Source organism: Bacillus sp. 105MF, from assembly GCF_000374885.1.
Lineage (GTDB): Bacteria > Bacillota > Bacilli > Bacillales > Bacillaceae_G > Bacillus_A > Bacillus_A pseudomycoides.
Window position 1 is genome coordinate 24,161 of sequence record NZ_KB895590.1, and the last position, 25,371, is coordinate 49,531.

Below are 25,371 nucleotides of genomic sequence, written 5' to 3' on the forward strand. Positions count from 1 at the left end.
AGCAAATATTGTCTCCTTTATAAATTAATAGAGTGGAAATGCTGAAATGATTCTTCCGTTTGAAGCAATAAATAATCTAATCTTCATACCATTTGGAGCGGTACCAATATATCTATTTCCTGTTCCAGAGTAAACTTTATTATTATACGCTACTTCAATGGCTTTGAGGACCTCTATTCTACCCCAATGATCTGGGAAAAATGTTGAAGGTAACCGTTTTGGTATACCATTTACTGAAACTTCAGCTTCGTATACACCATAACGGTTTGGTGGTCTTGTAACTCTTAGAACTTCCCCTTCACCCATCATACTTTTATGATGATATCCTCCAGCATCTCCTGCGCGATCAATATTCCCGTGAAATATATGTTCAACGGTACGATTGTTTTTATAAATAGAATTAGGATGAGATTTAAACGGATTAAAGAATAAGAAAGTATCTTTAGCTTGTCTAAGATCAGGCGTATCAAATCTAGATCGTATGTTATTTCCACCTGCATAAGCAACTTGATTTTTTTGCATTAGAATATTATTCAACATGTCAACGCTTTGCTTAAACTTATCGAAATTTATTACGTTTTTAATACCTTGTATAAAGTTTACACTTTCACTAAGTTTTGAGGTTTCACCTAACCTTGAAAATTTACCGAATTTTGAAATTTTATCTACACCTTTTGTTCCTACCAATAATTGGGCAGCTGCTAATTTAACTTGCATTTCTACATTTCCAAACCATTTAGCTCTGCTATTCCAATCTCCATTTACAACATCTTGATTCCATGAATCAGAAATAGCTTGTTCTACAGCAGCAAATGTTTCGTCGATATGAGAAAGGGCATACACAGCGCTCTCAAAACTATCTATTGGGTGTAAGACTGTATTTAATATTCCTTTAAGTTCATCTAATACAGCTTCATTTTGTCCTTTTTTGTAGTTATAATATTGCCCGAGCAAAGGAGTATTTTCTATCTGATGAAAAAGTTTTTCGGACAACTGATCCATCGCTTCTATTTTGTTTTCGACAGCATCTTTAAATTTATCAAGTAACGATTTGTCTATTGTACTCTCTTCCTCAGACTGACGCTTCCTATCTTCTGTAATCGCTTGGATAGAATTCGTCCACTCCATATTTAACCCTTGTGTACTAAACGTACCACTTGCGAGACTAAAGCCTTTTCCACTTTGCACTTCTGCAAGACCCGTCGCAATGCTAGCGGCTAATTGAATTGCTGTACTATAGTTATTGCTAGAAGTCTGATTGAATTGATGCAGATGATCTAACTTTTCTTGAAGTTTGTGCCTCATGGCAGTAAAAAGATTCGCCATAGCGTCCATACCTGGTATTGGCATAGCTTGACTGACGGCTTCCATACTTGTTTTCATTCGATCAATTTCTTGAATTTGTTCTAATATTTCTTGTTCGATTACATCCGTTGAAGCTACCTGTGATTGAAATTGACTTGGAAAGGCATCATTCTGACGGATTAATTCTTCACATAAGTAAATAATCCCTTGTGCTAAAGGACGAAAGGTTTGTACAAAAAATGATTTTGCACTGCTATATGTTTGTCCTTGTAGAACCGTATCAATTGCAAAAGCGTCAATCGACTGAATAGCTTGTTCCATACCTTGAATGGTAGCGGTACATACAGCATTCATGCTTTGAGTTTGGTTTTGTACTTCTCCTAAATACATATTTAAACTCATGCATTGGCCTCCCTTGCTAATTGTTGTTGCTGATAGGAAAGGTCGTTTTTTAAATCGCTAAGGTCTCGTTTCTCTTTAAGCAACGTTTCTTTTTGATTTTCCAATTCGAATGTAAGTTTTCGCTCAATGTGTTGTGCTTCTTGACGCATATTCATAAAGAAATGAGATAATTCTTTATCCCCATACCAAGTTTCTAGAATTCGGTTAAACAAACGATTACTTCGGCTTTTCCACTCGTGAAAATCTACTTCTGTGCGTTCTTGAGTTTGAATCGCAGATTAATTCCGGTCCTGCTCTTCGAATACACTTCTTAATTTTTGATTGAGTTGATTGATTTGTTTTTCGATATCTGGATTCATTTTGTACCTCCTACCGTTTCATGTTTATGTAGGTTGTTATATCGCCTAATAGAATCATGAAAAATTCTTTTGAAGTTCGTTATCCATTCTCTCAAACTCGTTAGCTACCGAATGAATATTATCGACTGCTTGTTGGAAGGCGGCACAAAATTGTTTCGTTAGATCTAAAGCTTGTTGGTTCGCCTCTTGTGCTTTGGAATTAACAGATAGCGTAGTACGCGTCGCCTTTGTTATAGAACGATTTGTTGCACTTTGGATTGTATCCGAAGCTGCCCTCATTTGCGTTGCGATTTGTGCAGCGCTTTGAAAATTACTTTGAAATTGTCCCATCGCATAAACCCCTTCTATACTTAATAGAGCATGAAAATTATACCATATTAGTATATGATTTCATATTGACAGAAATAGAGAATCTTTGTTGGTAGGATGTTTTTTAGAGTCCGAAAGGTAATTCAATTATAAAAATAGCCTATCATCATCTTTTAATATTAATGGGAAATTTATACTGAATTTACACTAAGTTAACATTTAACTGTTAAAATTTTACACATGGTAAAACGATAAATTGATGGAAAAGGGGACGAGGTAATGGCACAGACACAGTCGAACTTATACGAAATATCAGTAAATGGTTCGCAGGAGTTAATGTGATATAACGTAGAAATAAAACGAGGGAAGCATACATATGAATTCGAAATCTACCGAGCGAGTGATACGATTTCGGTGTTTTACGTAGATCAATCCGGAAGGCAACTGACGATAGCCAGTACGAAGGAAATGATATCGATGTTAGTTTACGAGGAAGATAAGAAATATTATCGAAATATTGTTGGGGATTCGGAGTGGGCGTTGTTGGACGGGATGGCTTCATAAAGGGGGATGACGAAGGACGAAGAATTAGCGTTTTTTTATTTGAAGGCGAATGTGCTGGATGAGAAGGTAGAGGAATTAGAAGTATAATAAATATAGTTTAGTGAAAAGCCAGCTCTTATGAGTCGATTCTTTTTTTGTATGCAACATTAACTATAAAAAGGCTACATTTTGCTCACAAATAATATAAAAACACGTGAAAAAATATGAAATTCACTTTTAAAATATAATATAACAAATAAAAAGTGCCATAAATGCTTGTTATACAAGCGTTTATGGCATTTTTATAGTTTTATATTACACAAAATGAACAAGCTTAAAACTGCGAATTCTTCTCCCAAGATTCCACAATGTAATGAGCAATTGTCGGATTAAATCCTTTTCCAACTAAGAACATAATTGCAGCAACCTCTGTCATTGCGTGTTGTTGAGAGGTATGTTTTACTTCATTCATACCGTACTCTACCCATGGTTTTACGAAATCTAATACAGGTTTCTTTAACGACAAATAGTGTGTACCAACAACTTGTTGGATTTGTTGTTGTGTTGGCTCAGTAGGAATAGCTGTAGTAGGAGCTGGTGGCAAGATTTGTGGTTGGGTTGGATCTAATGTTGGTGTTGGTGGTGAAACGCGTGTATCCTGGTATGGTTGATACATTTGTGGTTGCTGATATGGAGCTTGTTGAGCTACGTAAGGATTCTGTTGGTACTGAGTTTCCTGACCTGGTTGTGTTACGTAAGGATTTTGATGGTGTTGGGTTTCATGAGGTTGCTGAGCTGTATATGGATTTTGAGGGTATTGAGCTTCTTGAGTTTGTTGTGCTAAGTATGAATTCTGTTGATATTGAAATTCTTGTTGTTGTGGTTCTTGTTCTTCAAACTGTTGCTCTTGATATCGTTGTTCTTGATTTTGAGGATAGTATGGTTGCTCTGGATAAGGGTATTTATTATTGTAGAACATTTTTATTTCCTCCTTCATGATCGTACGTACAAAACAGTCTATGGGCGGACAAGAAAATATGTGATGAAAAAATGAGAGCGTGTTACAATAAGAAATTGGGTGAAGATAAATGAAAAAACAAGAAAAAATACAAAAAACAGTTGCTTTTGTAAGGAATATTTTAGAAACAGATGCTAGTGGACATGATTGGTATCATATTGAACGTGTACATAAATTGGCGATTTCTTTGTCTAAAAAAGAAGGTGGGGATCGTTTTGTAATTGAGATGGCAGCTTTACTTCATGATGTAGCGGATGAGAAGTTAAATGAAAGTGAAGAAGCTGGTATGAAAAAAGTTTCTGATTGGCTAGAAGGATTGAATGTTACTGAAGAAGAAAATGAACATATCCTTCATATTATAATGAATATGTCATATAAAGGTGGGCATGGTGGCAAGGTAAGCACATTAGAAGGGAAAATCGTTCAAGATGCAGATCGTTTAGATGCACTTGGTGCAATTGGTATTGCCCGAACGTTTGCTTACGGCGGTGCAAAAGGACGTTTACTGTATGATCCGAACATTCCACCTCGAGAAGAGATGACAAAAGAAGAATATCGAAAAAATGATGATCCATCGTTAAATCATTTCTACGAAAAGCTTTTGAAGTTGAAAGATTTAATGAATACGGATGCTGCAAAACGAGAGGCTGAAATTCGCCATCGTTATATGGAAGAGTTTATAGAACAATTTATGAAAGAGTGGAATGCACAAATATGAAAATGCTAACAGTGGAAAACGTATCGAAATCATATGGAGATAAACCATTATTTGATGGATTATCATTTAGTATTGCAGAGGGTCAACGTGCAGGGGTTATTGGAGTAAACGGTACAGGGAAATCTACATTATTAAAAATTATTGCAGGGATAGAGATTCCAGATACAGGTGATATGACACATACGCGTGGTTATACAATTAGCTATTTATCACAGCAACCGGATTTTAATGAAAATTTAACAGCGCTTGAGCAAGTATTCCACGGTGATACGCCGCTAATTCGCCTTCTTCGTGAATACGAACAAGCGTTATTAAACATAGAAAAAGACCCGAGTAATGAAAAAGTGCAAGAACAATTATTTACAGTGCAGCAACGTATGGATGCGATGAATGCATGGGAAGCAAATGCGAATGCGAAGTCGCTTTTAACGAAACTCGGAATTACAGATTTCACTGCAACTGTGGGGAACTTATCTGGTGGACAAAAAAAACGTATTGCAATGGCACAGTGCTTTATTGAAACACCTGATTTATTAATTTTAGATGAGCCAACAAACCATCTTGATCATGAAACAGTGGAATGGTTAGAAGAATATTTAGCACGGTATACTGGAGCAGTTTTACTTGTAACACATGATCGTTATTTTTTAAACCGTGTTACAAATCGTATTTTTGAGCTAGATAATGGTAATTTGTATAGCTATGAAGGAAACTATAGTACATTTTTAGAAGCAAAGGCACTTCGTGAGGAACAAGAGTTAGCACAAGAATCAAAGCGCCAAAATCTATATCGCCGTGAACTTGCTTGGATTCGCCGCGGTGCGAAAGCTCGTTCTACAAAACAAAAAGCACGTATTCAGCGGTTCGAAGAGTTGAAAGAACAAGAAGGTCCAGCAGCGAAGCAATCTGTTGATATTTCACTCAGCGGGAGTCGCTTAGGAAAGAAAGTGCTTGAGTTAAAAGATGTAACGAAGAAATTTGGTGAAAAAACGGTATTACATAATTTTAATCATATTGTGAAACCAGGCGATCGAATCGGTATTATTGGGGCTAATGGTAGCGGGAAATCATCTTTATTAAATATGCTTGCAGGCAAATTATCACCTGACAGTGGTGAAATTGAAGTTGGACAAACTGTGAAAGTTGCTTATTATACGCAAGAAAATGAAGAGATGAATTTAAATCAACGTATGATTGAATATATTAAAGAAATTGCAGAAGTCATTCATACAACAGACGGTAAAGTCATTGGAGTATCCCAAATGCTTGAGCGTTTCTTATTCCAACCGCATTCACATGGAACACCACTTGGTAAACTATCTGGTGGTGAAAGAAGACGTCTGTATTTATTACGTCTTTTAATGGGAGAGCCGAATGTACTTCTATTAGATGAGCCGACAAACGATTTAGATACACAAACGTTAACAGTACTAGAAGACTATTTAGAAGATTTCCCGGGTGTCGTTCTTACGGTATCGCATGATCGCTACTTCTTAGATAAAGTAGTAGATGAATTATTTATCTTTACTGGTGGCGGAGAAGTTCGTGAATTCCTAGGAAGCTATAGTGATTACCTAGATATACAAAAGGCCCAAGAACTATTAGAAAAAGTAGAAGTACAGAAAGAAAAGAAAGTGGAAGAAGCTCCAAAGCAACAACGTAAACGTAAACTTTCCTATCACGAACAACGTGAATGGGAAACCATTGAAGATACGATTGCAGGGCTTGAAGAGAAGCTTGAAACGATTGGAGAAGAACTTGCGAATGTAGGTTCTGATTTTACAAAAGCACAGGAGCTTTCTGAAGGGCAGCAGCAAACAGAAGAAGAACTGGAAAAAGCAATGGAACGCTGGAGCGAACTGTCTGACATCGTTGAAGGTTTAAAATAAAAATAAGCTGCATATATTGAAATGTAAAGAGAAAAACTTTACACTATTGGTAGAACATATTTTAGGAGGGAAAAAATGAGAACATCTAATCCAATGTTGAAAAAAGAAACCTTTCGTAAACAGGGAGCAAGTACGTCTGCGATGACAATTGGCGGAGCTGTAGGCAAAACATTTATTATGCTTGTCTTGCTTCTTGCAACGTCTGTCTATTCATACATACAGATGTATACGGGGAAAATGCAAATGCCAGTTTTAATTGGAGCATTAATTGTAGCTGCAATTATCGCATTTGCGGCTATATTCTTCCCGAAAATGGCGCCTATTACAGCACCTATTTATGCAGCTGTTGAAGGGATTGTCTTAGGAAGCATTTCAGCGGTATATGCGATTCGTTTTGACAACTCTATTATTTTAAATGCTGTATTACTAACAATTTCAATTTTATTTGCAATGTTAGTTTTATACGCAACTCGTGTTGTAAAGGTAACGGATAAGTTCCGTACAGGTATAATGGCTGCAACGCTTGGGATTTTGGTTATGTACTTGATCGTTTTTCTATTAAACATGTTTGGTGTTACTGTTCCGTATATTCATCAAGGTGGAACAATTGGCATCATCATTAGTGCAGTTGTGATTATCGTTGCTGCATTAAATCTATTACTAGACTTCGATTTAATCGAAAATGGCGCACGTAGTGGAGCTCCAAAATATATGGAGTGGTACAGTGCGATGGGATTAATGATGACATTAGTATGGTTGTACTTAGAAATTCTTCGTTTCGTTTCTTACTTTGCGAAAAATGACTAATTGAAAGAAATCCTGCATGATTGAAACATGCAGGATTTCTTTTTGTGTTTTTTTTAGATTCAAAGTGATGATTTCTTTTTAGAAATATATTATTTTGCATTTTTTACCTATCTTCTATTTTTTTCTACAATAAAGAAAAAGATATGAGGTGGTATAAATATGATGAATCGAGTTGTATTAATCGGAAGATTGACAAAAGATCCAGAACTATACTACACAAAGCAAGGGATTGCTTATGCACGTATATGCGTTGCGGTAAATAGAGGGTTTCGAAATAGCCTAGGAGAGCAGCAAGCAGATTACATTTACTGCGTCGTCTGGAGAAAATCGGCTGAGAATGTATCAGATTATTGTCAAAAGGGATCGCTTGTTGGGATTACAGGTCGTATTCATACGAGTAATTATGATAATGAACAGGGGAAAAGAGTGTATAAAACAGAAGTTGTGATTGAAAGAATTACGTTTTTGGAAAGGAAAAGAGAGGGAGCATCGCAGTAAAACAAGAAAATATAAGTAAAAAGAACTGCATATACAATACAGTTCTTTTTACTTATGCTAATCATTTAGAACGTAAATGTAAATTTTATATCAGGGTAAAATCACCAGATATATATTATTTATTATTAATTCCTTCCCATACGACATCCAATTGCTTGTTAAGCATATCTTTAATATCAGTTTCCTTAGGATGTAATAACGAATGAGACATGAGTGTATAAAAATAGACACTCATAATTGTGGAAGTAATGGTACTTGTATTCCAGTTGCTTTTTAGTTTCTCCGTCTGCTTTGCTTGCTCGATAATGGAATGCAAACTTTCTTGTAGTTTTTGAATACTTTTCAGTTCATTTACTGTAGGTCAAAAGATATTGGTTCAAAAAATCTACTGAAACGTGTTCCAGTATTGTTCGAGTGTTCAGTTGTTGGAATTACAGGTCGTATTCATACGAGTAATTATGAGAATGAACAGGGAAAGAGGGTGTATAAAACAGAAGTTGTGATTGAAAGAATTAAATTTTTGAAGAGGAAGAGCGCCCTACAGTAAATCTATTTTTGTGTACCAAAAAGAAAAAATATTTTATCCTGTTATTTGTGGAGATTTCAGTTTGTGGGAATAAAAAATGTTACTAATAAGAGTTTTTATTTTATTAAAAATAGGCAAGAGCACTCCATCTTCAAGGAATCTTAGTAGAATAGAGTGTTCTCACCTTCAGATAAGGAAAGTCTTAGTTGCCGTTTTGAATGTCTGACTGTTTCAGATACTATACAGTCACAGAAAGTAAATTAACATGGGGCTGAACGATAAGAGCAATATATCACTAAATGTTTTTTCGTTTCTTATAACTAAAGTTTTGCTGTTTAAAGCCAGTTTTTTTGCTTATTAATAAAATAGAACTTGTAATTAGAGATTTGAATTGAAGAAGCATAGCCACAGGGGTGACTTATACAGAATTAAGTATTACAGGCATAATCAATAATTCTTATATATATCAATTTGAAAAATAATAGATTTTATATAGTTTGGAAACTGTTTTTATTAATTTTAAGATGAGGAAATAGTTATTCTTCTTATTTATCTAGAATTAATAGTATAATTTTCATCATTAGATATTGCAAGATCACTTTCTGTTTCTGCAGGTTTTTTACTGAGTACAATGACGACTACAATAATACATATTGCTCCAATTATTTGGAAAAATAAGAAAGGGATATGCAAAATTATTACAGATGAAAGAATAGAGGCAAGAGGTTCTGTACATCCCAGTAAAGTAGTTTCCTTAGGAGAAATGTATCTTATACTATCTAAAAATAGATAGAACGAGATTAATGTTCCGAATATTACTACAAATGCGATTGACAACAATGTATAAACATCTAAATTTGGGATGTTTGCTAAAAAAACTACCTCTCTTTTTGTAGCAAACTGTAATATAGTTACTCCCAATCCCCCAATAATCATCCCCCAACCGACTAATACTGCAGAGGACCAATTTTCCAATAGCCTCTTTGAATAAAGGGTATAGAATGCTAAAGATAGCCCAGATAATACACCCCATATAATAGCTGGGATAGATACAGTTAAGTTATTAATTGATCCATTGGTTAGTAATAAAAAAGTACCAAGGATAGCTAAAGTTATGGCTAAGACCTCGCCTTTAGTAGGCAACGATTTATACTTCATAATGAGATAGATAGTAATAAAAAGAGGTGCTAAATACTGCAAAATGGTTGCTACAGCAGCATTCCCTTCATTTATAGATGCAAAGTATGTGTATTGTACACCTAACATGCCTATCGTTCCAAAAATCACCAGTTTTATTGCTTCAGTTTTGTTTTTCCAAATACCTAGAATTTCTCTTTTGTTTTGACCAAATATTGAAATGGTTATAAGGGTTATTCCTGATAGCAGAAGACGAATTGTAACCAACCATTCAGTTGAAATTCCTTCTTTTTGAAAAAGTTGTTGTGCAACAGTTCCTGATAGCCCCCATAGACTAGCACCAATCACAACCATAATCATCCCTTTAATTCGATTCTTTTTATTAATGTTCAAACGAAACACCTCACATTATTTTTAGAATATTACAGTCATCGGAATATATTATGCAATATATCACGAATGACAAAAAAGTTGAATTAAAATATTTTGAATTTTTTATATAAAGGGTACTAAGATTAACTACTAAAATAACCTCACATTATTTATGGTGATGTTATTTTAGTAGTTTTAATTAATATGTATAATGCTAGTATTTTTAGATATAAAAAATTTTTTGTAGCATCATAGTTGAAAAGGATTTTACAAATGTGTATTTCTGAAAAATCACACTTAGATTAAAATGTTAAATAAACTTTAAATCACATAACAGAAAGAATTCTTTGGATATCCCTCATTGGTCTTAACCAATTTATTGACATAGCGTGTTCTAGTAACATAGGATCACCACTTTCTAATGCCGTAATAATGTCTATATGCTCATTAATGGAATGTTCAGCAGGAACAAAGTTTTGGAAGAAAAGGTATTCAAGGCGTAATGCATGGAGGTGTAAATTGTCTAATAAAGGCTCTATATATTTATTATTAGCTAGCGAAACTATCATATTGTGAAATTCAAAATCTAAGCTCATTGCTTTTTCTGAATCTTTCATAGTAATTGCGTGTTTAAAGTTTTCATTTATTCGTTTAAGTCGTTTTATGTCTTTTTGTTTAATATTGTTAATTGCTTGTTTACCTACAATGACGTGCATACCGGCTATTGTTTCATAAATTACAGGTACATCTTCCAATTTTACAGGAGAAATTTTTGTTTTCTGTCCCCTAACCATTTCTACAAGACCAGAAAGTTCAAGAACTTGAAGTGCTTCTCTTACTGGAGTTCTACTAACACCTAAAGCATCGGCAAGATCATTATCATTAATTTTTTCATCAGGCTTCAAAACACCTTTAATAATCCAATCTTGCAACTGATTAAGAACAATTGTTTTTGCAGAAAATCGTTCTTGTTTAGTATAGTTTTCAGGAATTGGCATGATTTAATACTCCCTTTCATTCACTTTTCTATAGGTAATATATTATATACAGAATAACAAAGCTATAACGATAAAGTAAAGAAGATTTTTAAAATTTAAATTTATCACAAAAAACGACCGTTTGTTCTGTGATTGGCGCGTAGTTTTTCGAAAATTTAAAAAACTATTTCTAAAGTGATATTAATTTTAAAGTATTGTAAAAAATTGAAGTATCCGTTAGCATCTAGGCATGGAGGTGAATGGAGAAAAAAGATTTTTTTGGTAATTCATATTTTTGGGGAGTTGAAAAATAAAAGTATTAAATTTTATTACTTATTTCTTTTTTATTTTAGAATAATATCTGCTCTATAAATGTTGCTGGAGGTATCAAAAAAAGGATGAACATTAATTATTCATTTGTATAATAAATTATAATAGTTATATTAAAATTTATTTATATATTAGTATATTTTTGTTAAAGAAGCTTACTCTTATTAATTCGAATTTGAGAAATCCCCAAAAGTGTTTAGTGTTATTACTAAAAATGCTTTCCTGTATTCAAGATGAAAGTGATGGCTGATTTTTGTGCCTTATTTAGATCGACAGGGGGGAGAAAACATTAGGTGGCTTATGAAACATAGAGGGGATTTTTTATTGCTAATTATTTTTTCTGTGTAATCCGATGAAAAAAAGATAAAAAATAAGGGTATTTATCGTATATATTTTGGAAGTATTTCATTTCTTAATTTCAGTTATCTTTATGTGCTCGAATAAAAAATAAATATTTTTTAAAGTATGGAAGATGTATTTAGAACGATCGTTTAAAGTTCCAAATATAATTATCATTCTCTTGAATGTGTATTTTATTTTTAAAAATATATAGGTATTAATATGTGTTGAATTCAGAATATAATGTTATGCAAAATATAAAACTTATGTTATTCAAATTTTAGGGAGGAAGACGCATGTTATCTGAATTAAGAGTGGTGCCAACAGATCAAGTATTTTTACACGAAGAATATGAAATAGAAAGGTTATACAAGCTAAGTCATAAAATTAAGAGTGAACAAAAATTAAAAAACCCTCCTATTGCTTTGCAACTTGATAACAATAAATATTTAATTCTGGATGGTGCTCATCGTACTTTATCTTTACAAAAATTGAACTGTAAAAGAATGGTGGTTCAGGTGGTTACGGCAGAGTATTTATCAATTAATGCTTGGGCACATCACATTCTAAATGGAAAAAAACTAATAGAAGAATTGAAAGTTAACCAGAAGATATGCTTGAGTGATGAGCGACAAAATGATATACCAATGGCAACATTATATTATGAGGGAAAGGAGCAATATTTATATATTGTACCGGAGTATCAACTAACTTTAGAAAACAAAATTAATGTTTGGAAGGAAGTTGTTAATTCCTATACAAACAAATATGAATTTAATAGAATTATGAGCAATCAAACAATACAAGATGCTGGATTAGTGTTTAACTATACAACTCTAGATTTATATCAAATAAAACAAATAGTAGATTCGAATTTATTACTTCCAGCGGGTGTGACGAAATTCACCCTGAATTGTGGCCGCATATTAAATTTAAATATTCCATTGAGTTTTCTAATTAGAGAGGATTTTGTGCAAGAAGATTGGGAAGAATTATTAGAATTATGGGAATCTTCAATCAGATTATATACTGATCCAGTCCTATTATGCGAAATATAGTATTTGAGGAGACAATAGCTACTTATTAAAAAATGAACTTACTAATGAGTAATGTGCACCTTTCTTATATTACGGTTTCACAATTAAATTGCTAGTACTAGTATATTAACTCTAATTGAAAAGGAGAAAGACTATGATACATGATAGTGTTCTTTCACTAATAGGTAATACCCCAGTAGTTAAAATTAATAATTTAGTACAAAATGATGATGCTGAACTATATGTGAAATTAGAAGGTTTCAATCCTGGTGGAAGTTCAAAAGATAGAGTAGCAAAACGAGTGATAGAATATGCTGAAAAACATGGGAAATTAAAACCAGGGGGAACAATTGTAGAATCATCTTCTGGAAATCTTGCTATAGGTCTTTCAATTGTAGCGCAAATGAAGGGATACAAGATGATCTGTGTAGTAGATCCTAAAATAAGTAAGGTAAATTTAAACATTATTAAAGCATTTGGTGCACAGATTCATATGGTAGATGAGGCTGATGAATATGGAAATTATTTAAAAACAAGGTTAGCTACAGCACAAAACTTAGCAAAATCTATTAAAGGTGCCTACTGGCCGAATCAGTATAATAATCCTGAAAATCCTGAGGCTTACATCCGGTCTTTAGTTCGTGAAATTTATGAGGATTTTGGTGATGCCTTAGATTGGATTGTATGCCCAGTCGGAACAGCAGGTCTGATAACGGGAGTCGCAAAAGAAATGAAAATATTAAATCCAGCTGTGAAAATTATGGCTGTTGATGCTGTAGGTTCCGTTATATTTGGAGGAGCACCAGGGACTCGCAGACTACTTGGAATCGGAAATGCAATTGTTCCAGGAAATTTAAATACTAGTTTATATGATGATTTGAGCTATGTAAATGATGCAGATGGATTTTTTATAACGAGACAGCTTGCTTTAAAAGAAGGGCTCTTAGTAGGAGGCTCCTCTGGGGCAACAGTTTGTGCAGCTTTAAGATTATTAGAAAAATTACCAAAAGACAAAAAAGTATTAGCTGTATTACCAGATAGAGGCGATCGATATTATAGTACAATTTTTTCAGACGATTGGCTGAATCAGAATGAAATTCAGTTGCCTGAGGGTAATAATGAATCTGTTTTAATTTAATTAAAAATTAACTTTCAATTAAAAGGAGTGCTATTTATGTTATTAGAAACTAAACCAGAATTAATTTACCTTAGCAAACAGGATATTATTAACCTAGGTGGTTATGAATCAGAAATCTATGTGAAAGCTATAAAACAAGCTTTGACTATACATTCTAAAAAGAATTTTAGTCAACCTTTAAAACCATATTTAAAGACAAATAAAGAAGGAGAGCATATTGCTGATAGAATTATTGCTATGCCAGCATACTTGGGTGAACCTAATATTTCTGGGATTAAATGGATAGGTAGTAAGTTTGATAATCCTATAAAAAAGAATATGGAAAGAGCAAGTGCATTAATTATTTTAAACGATCCTGAAACTAATTTTCCAATTGCTATTTTAGAAGGTAGTGTTATTAGTTCAATGAGAACTGCGGCGGTGACAGTAGTAGCAACTGAATATCTAGCTAAGAATGGATTTGAAAGAGTTTCTATCATGGGCTGTGGATTGATTTCTAGAATGCATATAAATTCTTTATTAGAACAGTTTAATAGCATCAAACAAATTAATTTGTTTGATTTAGATAATGAAAAAGCACAAGTATTGGCTCAGGATATGAAGAAACGTTTTAATAATGTAGAGTTTCAAATTCATAGTTCAGCTCAAAGAGCAGTGGAAGTAGCTGAAGTACTTGTAACATGCACGGTAGCAGATAAACCTTATATTAAGTCAGAATGGATTCAAAAGGGAACTTTTGTAAGTAACATCTCAATTATGGATATAGAAAAAGATGCATTTTTAAAAGCAGGTAAAGTGATTGTTGATGATTGGGATCAAGCAAACAGAGAAAAGAAAATAATAAATCAACTCGTATTAGAAGGGAAATTTTCAAAAGATATGCTACATGCAGAACTGGGAGATATTATTACTGGTAAGTGTGCAGGAAGAACAACAGATGAAGAAATTATAATATTAAATCCTATGGGAATGGCAATAGAGGATATCTCATGTGCACATGAAATATATGAAAAAGCCCGAGAGAATGGAGCTGGAACGGTATTAAGTTTATATTAATGAATAATTGATTTAAACAAAGAAACTGTATAATTTACAGTTTCTTTGTTTAAAAAAGGACATTCTTATTAAAATATTTAAAAATATCCTTTTTTATTTAATGAAATAGTAGAAAAGATTTTAATAATTGATTTGCATACTGTAATGTATTTGACTGGTATTTACACTTATCATTAACTATACTTCTTGAAGGAAAATGGATAAATTATAAAAAGTTATTTGTGAAGTTAAAAGAGGAGGAATACAGATATGATAGAGAATGTCCAATTGATTCCCTTTAATCAAGTGATTTTTTATGAACAATATGATAAAGAAAGAGTAACTATGATTGAAAATAGTATTGCAGATGAGAAAATTCTTATAGATTTACCAACTGCACTGAAAACCAGTTCAAATCAATATCTTATATTGGATGGTACACATCGTACTTTAGCTTTAAGGAATTTGCAATGTATGAATATTCCAGCTCAAATAGTGGATGAAAATAGCCTGCAGGTTAGTTCTTGGATCCATCAAATTTCTAAAAGTGAGGATTTACTAAAGAGAATTTTCGATAATTCTCATATTTACTGTTCAGAAAAAATCTTAGACGGAAACAGGTATGTAACTAAGATGTGTATGGATGATAAAATGTATTATTTATATAGCAGTAATACGTGTAATAACCCAATAGAATATGTTACTAATATGTTAAATTCGGTCATAACAATGTATACAAATAATTCTAGCTTTAAAAGGTTAAAAAAAGAAGAATATAACCCAACTTTTTCTGGTATTACATTTGAGTTTCCGATATTTTCAATACAAGAAATATTAAAGATTATTAGTAATAAAGATTTATTTCCACAAAATGTAGTAAGATTTGTTATTGCATGTGGAAAGTTAAGGGATTTGAAGATTCCAATCAATATTATACGAAGCCCTGAAGTATTTGAATTTGATTGGACAGAGCTTCTAAAAATAAACTAAAAATCTTATTCTAGCAAGAGTATAGGATAAGATTGGGGGATACGGATTTTTAAAGTAATCTAACGTATATGTGATCATTTCAAATGATTAATGGTTAAAATTCACTTAAGTTAAGACAGCTTATTCTGTTAAAAAAGCTAGTTTTTTATGGTATGCGAGGATTATATCTCGGTAATAACTTGATTTATTTAAGGAGGAGCTAAATTGAGTGATACTACATATGCAACATGGGCAGAAATACATTTAGATTCACTGGCGCATAATTATCAATGGTTTCGTAAAAATATTTCGCCTAACACAAAAATTTTTGCGGTGGTAAAAGCAAATGCATATGGACATGGTCTAGTTCCTATTGCAAATTGCTTAATGAAAGAGGGAGTTGATGGTTTTACTGTTGTTTTCCCATATGAAGGAATTGAATTAAGAAGAAAGGGAATTGATTTACCTATTATTATTTTGTCACCTTTTTTTTCGGAGCAAGCTAAAGAAATTGTAAGGTGGAATTTAACACCTAGTATAACACATAAAAAACAATTGCTTGATTTAGCTAAGTGGACAAAACTATTTAACGTAAATATTAAAGTCCATATAAAAGTAGATACAGGTCTTGCACGTAGTGGATCTCGTAATCGAAATGAACTTTTAGAATTGTTAAAAATGGCGAATGAATTACCGGGTATAGAGATAGAGGGAGTATTCACTCATTTTGCATCAGCAGATCATCCCAATGCTTTATATTTAAAAGAAGAAAATGAGCGGTTTCTAAAAATGATACACAATATTACAGATCATTACGATATCCCATTAGTTCATGCTGCAGCTACAGCAGCGACAATCAGATCTATAGATACGCATTTTGATATGGTTAGGATAGGACTAGGGTTGTATGGATATGACCCATTGCCGGATTATTTAGAACGAAATTGCCCCCTTAGGCCAGTAATGACCCTGAATACCAGGATTGCATATCTAAAATGGATTGAGGAGGGTGAAAGTATTGGATACAATCGGCAATATACAGCAGATAAACCTATGCATATTGCAACTGTTCCAATTGGATATGCAGATGGAATGAATCGAAGAATAGCTAATCGTTATTCTTTTCATGTAGATGACCAGTGTTGTAAAATACGTGGGAATTTATGTATGGATCAAATTATGATTGATGTTACCAAAGTCGAAAATGTTGGTATAGGACAAAAAGTTACCGTTATGGGAAGGGATCAACTTACAGCTAGATCATTGGCAGAATGTTTAGGTACAGCAATTGATGAGGTTTTATGTTCAATATCTACAAGAGTTCCTCGTTTATACCTAAAACAAGAGGAATTCTTATTAACACTATAAAAAAGGAAAAACGTCGTTTTTATGCTTGTCTAATTTTAAGATGTCATTTTGAAAGAGTAAAATAAATAAGGTTTCTTATGTGATAGTGAGAGAATAGGAACTGTAAAAGGAAAGTGTTTTAATAGAGTTAATATGGTGAGATGAATTTGAAATATTGGAGAAATAATAAAGTGAAAATTCCATCAATGAGTCTTCATCCCCACTGATGGAAAGCCCTCACCAACCAGGTTTTTACTGCATGCGAATAGCTGGATAAAAAACATAATAGTGTAAGGTTTAAAAAGGAGTTTTTGAAAAGCAGAAAAAAGATTGAGAAGTTAAAGAATATAATTTAAGTAAATTCTATATTAAGCATATCAACAATGAATAGTAATTTACATCTTTTAAGGGGGACATAGAATACAATTGAGATTTATAAAAGCAAGCGTCTCAGTAGGAGTATAGCGATAGAACATGTTACAATACAGCTAAGAACAAGCAATAAAGGAGAGTTTATTTACGTGAAGATTAAAGCAATTGAACCGACGCCAAGTCCAAATACGATGAAAGTTATCTTAAATGAAGTGTTACCATCAGGAGCACGTAATAATTATACAAACGAAAATGCAGAACAAGCACCAGAGCAAGTGCAACACATTTTAAAAATTGAAGGTATTAAAGGTGTATATCATGTTGCGGACTTTCTAGCAGTAGAGAGAAATGCGAAGTATGATTGGAAAGTACTTTTGCAACAAGTTCGTGCTGTGTTTGGAGAAGAAGTCACTGAAGAAGATGAGAGAGAGCAACTTTCACATTTTGGTGAAGTGAAAGTATTCATTCAAATGTTCTTTACGATTCCGATGCAGGTGAAATTAACAGATGGAACAACGGAAGAACGAGTGGGCTTACCAGACCGTTTTAAAGAAGCAATTATGAAAGTGCAAATGTCTGCACCTAACGTTGTGAAAGAGCGTAAATGGGTAGAACAAAGTACACGTTATGGGAATTTTGAAGAAATCGGAAAAGAAGTTGTGGAAGAAATTGTCGCTGCTTATCCAGAAGACCGTGTTGAAAAAACTGTAAAAGAATTATTAGATCAAGCGGGTGCTAAAGAAGTAACGATTACAAAGCGTGAACCATATAAAGTAACAGAAGAAATGATGGGGGATCCTGATTGGAAAAACCGTTATGCAGCGCTTGAGCAAATGGATCCAACAGAAGAAGATATTCCTGTATTGAAGAAAGCGCTAGAAGATGAGAAAGTATCTATCCGTCGTTTAGCAACAGCGTACTTAGGTATGGTAAAAGGTGATGAAGTATTACCGTTACTGTATAAAGCTTTACTAGATCGTTCTGTAAGTGTACGCCGCACTGCGGGTGATTGCTTATCAGATGTAGGAGATCCAGCAGCGATGTTTGTTATGATTAAAGCACTTAAAGATCCAAGTAAATTGGTGCGTTGGCGTGCGGCGATGTTCTTATTTGAACTTGGTGATGAAAGTGCAATTCCAGCACTACGCGTAGCGCAAGATGATCCGGAGTTCGAAGTAGCAATGCAAGCTCGTCTAGCATTAGAACGTATTGAAGGCGGAGAAGAAGCGAAAGGATCTGTTTGGAAACAAATGACGGAGTCTCGCAAAGGAGAATAATCATATGATCGTTTTCTATGATAGTAGGTGTCCGATGTGCACGGCAGTCGCAGAGCGTACAAAGAAGCTTGATAAAAAAGATACGATGAAGTTTACCTCTTTTCGTGATAAAGATGTTGTAGAGGAGTATCAACTTTCTACAGAGTTACAAGAGAAGATGGAGCAAAGACTTTACATTTTAAAAAATAACAAATGGTATGACGGGATTGGTAGCGTATATGTTTTAGCAAAAGCTGTGCCGTCATACTGGTTTGTGGTTCCTTTTATCAAGTTATCTATTTTACTTGGATTTGGAAATAAAGTGTATGATTATATTGCAAATAGAAGAAAACTTGTACCAGTTGGTCACTGTCGTGAAGGAGTTTGTGAAATTCCATCAAAAAAATGATGGTAACGCTATCTTTCTTTTGCACCTATTATAAGAGCGTGATATGATGAATTTGGAATGAAAGTTGAAGGAGAGATTACAAGATGTCAAATGCATACGAAGAATATATGCGTCAAATGGTAATTCCAATGCGTCAAGAGTTAGTGCGTGCTGGATTTGAAGAATTAACTACAGAAGAAACTGTAAAAGAATATATGGAAAATGCGACAGGTACAACATTAGTTGTCGTAAACTCTGTTTGCGGATGTGCAGCTGGTTTAGCGCGTCCATCAGCTGGTCAAGCGGTTGTACGTTCCGAAAAACAACCAGACCATCTTGTAACTGTATTTGCAGGACAAGATAAAGACGCAACAGCTACAATGCGTGAGTACTTCGGAGATATTCCTCCATCTTCACCATCTATGGCGTTACTAAAAGGAAACGAAGTTGTTCACTTCATTCATCGTCATGAAATTGAAGGAGCAACAATGGAAGAGATTATTAATAACTTAGAACAAGCTTTTGAAAAGCATTGCTAAAAAGGGGGAGTGATTCTCCCTTTTTTCTTTATATATTGAGGTGAAAAGATGATTGTAACAACAGCAGGACGAACGAATAAGGAAATGATAACATATGCAAAAGAGGTAGCGGAAGAATTACAATGCTCTTTTGTAGTACGGAATGATATATCGGTATACAAGCTACATGAGCAGTTTGAACAAGATGTACTCGTTGTAGGAAAGAATCGATTAGCAATTTATCCAAAAGGTACAGAAGAATCGTTCTTTTTCCATCCTAATTCTGCAATGTTTCGTGTGAAAAGATTAATGAGGGGAGAACATGATCCATTTGTACAAGCTGCAAAATTAGAAAAAGGAATGACGGTGTTAGATTGTACGCTCGGTATGGCATCAGATAGTATTGTTGCAAGCTATGTTGTTGGAGAAGAAGGCGCTATAACGGGGCTTGAGGGGAATCGTTACATGGCTTATATAATGAATAAAGGTTTAAAGCAGTGGTGTGCGGGTATTTCAGAAATCGATGAAGCGATGCGTAGAATTAGAGTGAAGAAAACTGAGCATTTTGATTTCTTAAAGCGCTGCGAAGACAACTGTTATGATGTTGTTTATCTGGATCCAATGTTTGAAGAAACGGTAATTGAATCAGATGGGATTCGTGGCTTAAAACACTTTGCTTTGTATAATGATGTCACAGATGAAACAATTGCAGAAGCAAAGCGTGTTGCTAGAAAACGTGTTGTCTTAAAAGATCATTTCCGTAGTACACGATTTGAGCGACATAACTTCTTAGTATATAAGCGAAAAAGTGCGAAATTTCATTTTGGTGTAATTGAACCTTGCTAATTATTTGAAAAGATGTATAATAAGCAATAATCAATTATATATGATGTCGTAGATGAAGAGAGTAGTCCTTCTTCAGAAGGAAAGCGAGCTAGGGATGGTGAGAGCCTAGTACGGAGAAGAGGATGAAGCGCACTTCAGAGACGCTGCTTGAAATGAATAGTAGAGTAAGCCGGGGCCCCCTGTCCTCGTTATAAACGGGAAAGTGGTTCTTCGGAACAACAAGGGTGGTACCACGGGTGATAACTCGTCTCTTTTTTAGAGACGGGTTTTTTGTGTTTAAAAAAATAAGGAGGAAGTAACATGGAATATAAAATTCAATTAGCAAAAAGTTTATTTGAAATATTAAAATCAGAATTATCATTGGAACAAATTACAGGTTTAATTGAAACTCCGAAGCAAGATGAATTTGGAGACGCGGCATTCCCTTGTTTTATGCTTGCAAAGCAATATAAAAAAGCACCCGCAATTATCGCGAAAGAAATTGCTGAGAAGTTAAACAATTCATTTTTTACAAAAGTGGAGGCAGTTGGACCATATGTGAACGTATTTTTCAATCGTCACATAGTAAGTGATGATGTATTAAAAACGATTTTAGTTGAAAAAGAAGAATATGGACAGGGGTACTTTGGGCGAGAAAAAACAGTAGTAATCGATTACTCTTCACCAAATATCGCGAAACCGTTCTCCATGGGACATTTACGTTCAACGATGATCGGGAATTCTTTAAAACATATCGCTGAAAAGTGTGGATATGAGGTTGTAGGAATCAATTATATTGGTGATTGGGGAACGCAGTTTGGGAAATTAATTACCGCATATAAAAAATGGGGAAATGAAGAGCTTGTAAAAGAAGATCCGATTCGCGAATTATTCAAATTATATGTTCATTTCCACGAAGAAGTGAAAGAGCATCCAGAGCTAGAAGAAGAAGGTCGTGCATGGTTTAAGAAATTAGAAGACGGTGATGAAGAAGCAGTTTTTTTATGGAATTGGTTCCGTCATGAATCTTTAAAAGAATTCTCTCGTATTTATGAACTTCTTGGTGTTGAATTTACAAACTTCCAAGGAGAGGCTTTCTATAATGATAAAATGGGCGATTTTGTTGATATTTTAGAAGAAAAAGGGTTATTAGAAGAATCGGATGGAGCACAAGTTGTTAATTTAGAAAAAGAAGATATGCAGCCATGTTTAATTAAAAAATCAGATGGAGCTACACTTTATGCAACGCGCGATTTAACAGCGGCACTATACCGTCAAAACACATATGAATTTGATAAAGCGTTGTATGTAGTAGGCGCAGAACAAAGCTTACACTTCACACAATTTTTCACTGTATTAAAGAAACTTGGTTATAACTGGGTAGATGGTATGGCTCATGTACCATTTGGACTCATTTTAAAAGATGGTAAAAAAATGTCCACACGTAAGGGGAAAGTCGTATTACTTGAGGAAGTATTAGAAGAAGCGATTACGCTTGCAGAGCAAAATATTGAAGAGAAAAATCCGGACTTAAAGCAAAAAGAGGAAGTTGCTAAGCAAGTTGGTGTCGGGGCAGTCATTTTCCATGATTTGAAAAATGAACGTATGCATAATATTGAATTCTCTTTAGAAAAAATGCTGAAGTTCGAAGGGGAAACAGGACCATATGTTCAATATACACATGCGCGTGCTTGCTCCATTTTACGAAAAGAAAATGCTGAATTTGAAACAGAAGCGTTTCAATTAAACGATGATCATAGTTGGAGTACGATAAAATTATTAAATAGATTTCCACAAGTCGTTGAAACAGCCTTCTTCAAAAATGAACCGTCACATATTGCGAAGTATTTGTTAGATGTAGCACAAGCATTTAATAAATATTATGGAAATGTTCGTATTTTAGAAGAGGATAAAGAAAAGGAAAGTAGACTTGCACTTGTTTATGCAGTAACGATTGTGTTAAAAGAAGGATTGCGTTTACTTGGAATGGGTGTTCCGGAAGAGATGTAAATGAGTACAATTTTATCGTGCTATTGTGCAGTGACAATTATTAACGTTACTGTAGTAGTAAATTACAAATAATGTGTTACTGAAGATGATAAATACAAAATAAAGCTTACTATATTGACAGAATGACAAATCGGGCGTACCATTGACCTAATTTGTTATTTTTTTATTTTTCTTACTATTTTTAATAATTATTCATTTTGTTTTTTCTTTACTAAAATTATTCTTTGAAAGAAGGAGATGGAGATGGTATCTTTTTTTCCTACAATGTATGAAGATGAACTTATATATAGTGCTATTGCAAGATATCATGTTAGAAGTGGTAATGCTATCCCTAAACAGACAATCGATAAATTGATGTAAGTCTGTATCTTTTATTTTTTCTCGAATATGGCCATAGCCTTTTTTAAAATCTCATTTTCCTCCTTCAGACGAAGCATTTCTTTTTGCATTCGCTTCAGGTCTTCTAGCGTCATTTCTTCCTCATCAATCGTTGTGATAGGAGAATACTTTTTTATCCATTTATAAATCGGTACTTCTGATACACCATATTCGCTGCTTAGTTCTTTCACAGATCGGCCTGAATGATATAGTTCAACAACCATCTTTTTAAATTCTTCATTAAATTTCTTGTTTGCCATACGGACACTTCCTCCTTGAAATCCATTGTAAGGACTTAACTAAGTTGTGTTCATATGACTATACTAACTCCAGCCTTACTATAGTATCATTTTTTGAACATCTTACTTTAGCTCAGCACAACGGATAACCGCTTTAATTACAGGGAATTATCAAAAAGGGTACTATTAAACAGAACAAGCCCAAGAAATGGATAAGGAGTGAGCATGCGATGGACAACATGATAAATGCGGGCAGCTTTGGTATGCAAAGCGGAACTGCTCAAAAAACGGTTGGCCAGTATTTGTTCGATTGCCTGAAACTGGAGGGCATTACCGAAATTTTCGGCGTCGCAGGGGACTATAATTTTACACTTCTTGATACTTTGGAGTGTTATAACGGCATCCGTTTTATAGAAGGGCGGAACGAACTAAACTCGGGCTATGCCGCAGATGGCTATGCAAGAATCAAAGGAATTTCCGCTCTTATTACGACCTTCGGGGTCGGGGAGCTCAGCGCCTGTAATGCGATAGCGGGAGCCAACAGCGAGCATGTGCCAATAATTCACATTGTGGGTGCGCCTCCTGAGAAGGATCAAAAAGAGCACAAGCTGATGCACCACACCCTAATGGATGGGAATTTTGATGTCTTTCGCAAGGTGTATGAGCAGATTACGGCTTATAGCGCGGTGCTTACGCCGGAAAACGCTAAGATTGAAATTCAGGCTGCGATTCGCATTGCTAAGGAAAAGAAAAAGCCGGTATACCTGGTTGTGGCCGATGATTTAGTGACCAAGCCGATTAAGATCCGGGAAGAGCCGGTACCGCCACGTCCAACGTCCAACCTAAAAACCCTTCAGGCTGCGGTGAATCATGTCTATCGACTGCTGGAGCGTGCCCACCGACCGGTTATCCTTGTGGATGTGAAAACCATGCGTTTCGGCCTTCAGACAGCAGCTCGGCAGCTGGCCGACGCCATGAACGTGCCTGTTGTAACGATGATGTTCGGGAAGGGGGCATTCGACGAAACCCATCCAAATTATATCGGAATGTACCTAGGCTCTTTCGGAGGTTCTGAAGTCCAAAGTACGGTGGAAAATGCAGATTGTATCATTGCAATCGGCATGGTATGGGCGGACACCAACACCGCGAATTTTACCGCAAAGCTGAACCCGCTGGTGACTGTCAATATTCAACCAGACATGGTTAAGATCGCTGAGGCGGAATATTCGAATGTTCTTGCAGCCGACATGCTACTTGCCGTGCAGAAGGTGGGGCATATGGGCCAAGGTTTGGCAGAAAAATTGTCATTCCCTTACGATCAATTCACAACTAATGCCGCCGGCCCTCTAATGGCGGCCGGCTATTATCCCCGTTTTCAGCGCATGCTGAAAGAGGGCGATATTGTAATCGCCGAGACTGGGACGTTCTATAATGGAATGGCGGAGGTTAGACTGCCGGGCAATGTAACATATATTGGGCAAGGCGGATGGCAGTCCATCGGTTACGCAACCCCCTCGGCGTTCGGTGCTATTATGGCCGCGCCGGAACGCCGAGTGTTGCTATTTACAGGTGACGGCGCCCTGCAGCTAACAGCCCAGGAAATCAGTTCCATGCTCTATTACGGCTGCAAGCCTATAATCTTCGTCTTGAACAACGATGGCTATACAATTGAGAAATATTTGAATGTCAAAACAGAGGGTCAAAAGTACAACCAAATCCCTCAATGGTCTTACACCAGGCTGCCTGAAGCTTTTGGAGGTAACGCGTTTACCGTTACGGTCCGGACCTATGGAGAGCTTGATCAGGCTATAATCCAAGCTGAAACGGAAAGTACCGAAAGACTCTGTATTATTGAAATGATCGCAGGGAATCCGATGGACGCACCTAAATATATGCGACGGCAGCGTAGTTATATGGAGAAGCAGGAAATGCAGCGCAGCCAGAAATAGTCCCGAATAACAAGAATGTTCCTAAAAGATGAATCTAATCTTTAATGGGGACCCTTAAAAAATAGTCATGTAGAAACTTAGCATTTTTAAGTCACCTCCTTCTATTAGCTTCCTAAAATTTGCTAAGCAATCCGTTCTTGTACTCTCAGATAGACAAAAAAACATCAAAATGATGTTTTTTAACTTAAGGGTCACTAAGCATCTCCATCAAGTTAAAAAATTGGTTTTAACCTAAAGCGAAAAAAGTGAACTTAATTTTTATAAATAAATGTAGAAAAAATTTCGTTTTAGTGCATTTTAAAATCTTAAGTTGATGGATGTGGGGGCCGTCAGGAAAATGCGGATTTACAACGGTAAGCTTATTTTCAAGGCGATTCCCCC

Annotated in this window: 20 protein-coding genes, 4 pseudogenes and 1 other annotated feature; of the genes and pseudogenes, 16 read left to right on the forward strand and 8 right to left on the reverse strand. The window is 34.9% G+C overall.

Annotation, left to right across the window (positions count from 1 at the left end; translation table 11 throughout):
• Positions 1–24 precede the first annotated feature (24 nt).
• The 4 genes and pseudogenes from C564_RS0125170 to C564_RS0125190 all read right to left on the reverse strand — a co-directional run bounded on the left by C564_RS0125170 (position 25) and on the right by C564_RS0125190 (position 3,897).
• Positions 25–1,707: an EndoU domain-containing protein gene (locus C564_RS0125170; RefSeq protein WP_018767282.1), complete on the reverse strand. Its 1,683-nt coding sequence runs from the start codon at positions 1,705–1,707 to the stop codon at positions 25–27.
• A pseudogene (locus C564_RS33790) lies at positions 1,704–2,066 on the reverse strand (DUF3958 family protein). Before C564_RS33790 ends, C564_RS0125170 begins: the two are co-directional and overlap by 4 nt.
• 54 nt (positions 2,067–2,120) lie before the next feature.
• A complete protein-coding gene (locus C564_RS0125180; protein WP_003203524.1) occupies positions 2,121–2,396 on the reverse strand; it encodes a TIGR04197 family type VII secretion effector in 276 nt (91 codons plus the stop codon).
• Positions 2,397–3,252: 856 nt separating this feature from the next.
• Complete coding sequence (locus C564_RS0125190) at positions 3,253–3,897, reverse strand: hypothetical protein (protein WP_018767284.1); 645 nt, start codon at positions 3,895–3,897, stop codon at positions 3,253–3,255.
• Between the two features lie 109 nt (positions 3,898–4,006).
• Between C564_RS0125190 and C564_RS0125195 the strand changes: the two genes are divergently transcribed.
• From C564_RS0125195 to C564_RS0125210, 4 genes are all read left to right on the forward strand, one after another.
• Entirely contained in the window at positions 4,007–4,654 is a 648-nt protein-coding gene (locus tag C564_RS0125195) for an HD domain-containing protein (RefSeq protein WP_018767285.1), read from the forward strand.
• Entirely contained in the window at positions 4,651–6,543 is a 1,893-nt protein-coding gene (locus C564_RS0125200) for an ABC-F family ATP-binding cassette domain-containing protein (RefSeq protein ID WP_018767286.1), read from the forward strand. Before C564_RS0125195 ends, C564_RS0125200 begins: the two co-directional genes overlap by 4 nt.
• A gap of 75 nt (positions 6,544–6,618) precedes the next feature.
• A complete protein-coding gene (locus tag C564_RS0125205) occupies positions 6,619–7,350 on the forward strand; it encodes a Bax inhibitor-1/YccA family protein (protein ID WP_003197270.1) in 732 nt (243 codons plus the stop codon).
• Positions 7,351–7,509: 159 nt separating this feature from the next.
• Positions 7,510–7,848, forward strand: a complete 339-nt coding sequence (locus C564_RS0125210) for a single-stranded DNA-binding protein (RefSeq protein WP_018767287.1) — start codon at positions 7,510–7,512, stop codon at positions 7,846–7,848.
• Positions 7,849–7,963: 115 nt separating this feature from the next.
• Here the strand turns inward: C564_RS0125210 and C564_RS37770 are convergent.
• Positions 7,964–8,200, reverse strand: a pseudogene (locus tag C564_RS37770) (TetR/AcrR family transcriptional regulator); the annotation flags it as partial.
• A 40-nt stretch (positions 8,201–8,240) separates the two neighbouring features.
• Between C564_RS37770 and C564_RS36395 the strand changes: the two are divergent.
• Positions 8,241–8,395 (forward strand): annotated as a pseudogene (locus C564_RS36395) (single-stranded DNA-binding protein); the annotation flags it as partial.
• 528 nt (positions 8,396–8,923) lie between these two features.
• Here C564_RS36395 and C564_RS0125215 read toward each other — a convergent pair.
• Both C564_RS0125215 and C564_RS0125220 read right to left on the reverse strand, forming a co-directional pair.
• The gene (locus C564_RS0125215; protein ID WP_026008707.1) at positions 8,924–9,898 is read right to left on the reverse strand and encodes a DMT family transporter; all 975 of its coding nucleotides are present in this window, start codon (positions 9,896–9,898) and stop codon (positions 8,924–8,926) included.
• A 311-nt stretch (positions 9,899–10,209) separates the two neighbouring features.
• Positions 10,210–10,881 (reverse strand): GntR family transcriptional regulator, encoded by a 672-nt coding sequence (locus C564_RS0125220; RefSeq protein WP_018767289.1) that lies wholly within the window; start codon positions 10,879–10,881, stop codon positions 10,210–10,212.
• 944 nt (positions 10,882–11,825) lie between these two features.
• Between C564_RS0125220 and C564_RS0125225 the strand changes: the two genes are divergently transcribed.
• From C564_RS0125225 to argS, 10 genes are all read left to right on the forward strand, one after another.
• Positions 11,826–12,587 carry a ParB N-terminal domain-containing protein gene (locus C564_RS0125225; protein ID WP_018767290.1) on the forward strand — a complete coding sequence of 254 codons (762 nt, stop codon included), beginning with the start codon at positions 11,826–11,828 and terminating at the stop codon, positions 12,585–12,587.
• A gap of 133 nt (positions 12,588–12,720) precedes the next feature.
• A complete protein-coding gene (gene sbnA, locus C564_RS0125230; RefSeq protein WP_018767291.1) occupies positions 12,721–13,704 on the forward strand; it encodes a 2,3-diaminopropionate biosynthesis protein SbnA in 984 nt (327 codons plus the stop codon).
• 36 nt (positions 13,705–13,740) lie between these two features.
• Positions 13,741–14,760, forward strand: coding sequence for a 2,3-diaminopropionate biosynthesis protein SbnB (gene sbnB / locus C564_RS0125235; protein ID WP_018767292.1), 1,020 nt, complete (start codon positions 13,741–13,743; stop codon positions 14,758–14,760).
• A 249-nt stretch (positions 14,761–15,009) separates the two neighbouring features.
• Positions 15,010–15,729 carry a hypothetical protein gene (locus tag C564_RS0125240; RefSeq protein WP_018767293.1) on the forward strand — a complete coding sequence of 240 codons (720 nt, stop codon included), beginning with the start codon at positions 15,010–15,012 and terminating at the stop codon, positions 15,727–15,729.
• Positions 15,730–15,933: 204 nt separating this feature from the next.
• Positions 15,934–17,076: an alanine racemase gene (alr, locus tag C564_RS0125245; RefSeq protein WP_018767294.1), complete on the forward strand. Its 1,143-nt coding sequence runs from the start codon at positions 15,934–15,936 to the stop codon at positions 17,074–17,076.
• A gap of 500 nt (positions 17,077–17,576) precedes the next feature.
• Positions 17,577–18,704, forward strand: coding sequence for a conserved virulence factor C family protein (locus tag C564_RS0125250; protein WP_018767295.1), 1,128 nt, complete (start codon positions 17,577–17,579; stop codon positions 18,702–18,704).
• 4 nt (positions 18,705–18,708) lie between these two features.
• Positions 18,709–19,092 (forward strand): thiol-disulfide oxidoreductase DCC family protein, encoded by a 384-nt coding sequence (locus C564_RS0125255; RefSeq protein WP_018767296.1) that lies wholly within the window; start codon positions 18,709–18,711, stop codon positions 19,090–19,092.
• A gap of 83 nt (positions 19,093–19,175) precedes the next feature.
• Positions 19,176–19,610: a BrxA/BrxB family bacilliredoxin gene (locus tag C564_RS0125260; protein ID WP_003197283.1), complete on the forward strand. Its 435-nt coding sequence runs from the start codon at positions 19,176–19,178 to the stop codon at positions 19,608–19,610.
• A 48-nt stretch (positions 19,611–19,658) separates the two neighbouring features.
• Positions 19,659–20,435: a class I SAM-dependent methyltransferase gene (locus C564_RS0125265; RefSeq protein WP_003197286.1), complete on the forward strand. Its 777-nt coding sequence runs from the start codon at positions 19,659–19,661 to the stop codon at positions 20,433–20,435.
• A gap of 40 nt (positions 20,436–20,475) precedes the next feature.
• Positions 20,476–20,690: a binding site (T-box leader), on the forward strand.
• 45 nt (positions 20,691–20,735) lie between these two features.
• Positions 20,736–22,424, forward strand: coding sequence for an arginine--tRNA ligase (gene argS / locus C564_RS0125270; protein WP_018767297.1), 1,689 nt, complete (start codon positions 20,736–20,738; stop codon positions 22,422–22,424).
• A 339-nt stretch (positions 22,425–22,763) separates the two neighbouring features.
• Here argS and C564_RS0125280 read toward each other — a convergent pair.
• Positions 22,764–23,062 (reverse strand): annotated as a pseudogene (locus tag C564_RS0125280) (transposase); the annotation flags it as partial.
• A 209-nt stretch (positions 23,063–23,271) separates the two neighbouring features.
• Here C564_RS0125280 and C564_RS0125285 point away from each other — a divergent pair.
• A complete protein-coding gene (locus tag C564_RS0125285) occupies positions 23,272–24,990 on the forward strand; it encodes an alpha-keto acid decarboxylase family protein (RefSeq protein WP_018767300.1) in 1,719 nt (572 codons plus the stop codon).
• Positions 24,991–25,371: the final 381 nt, after the last annotated feature.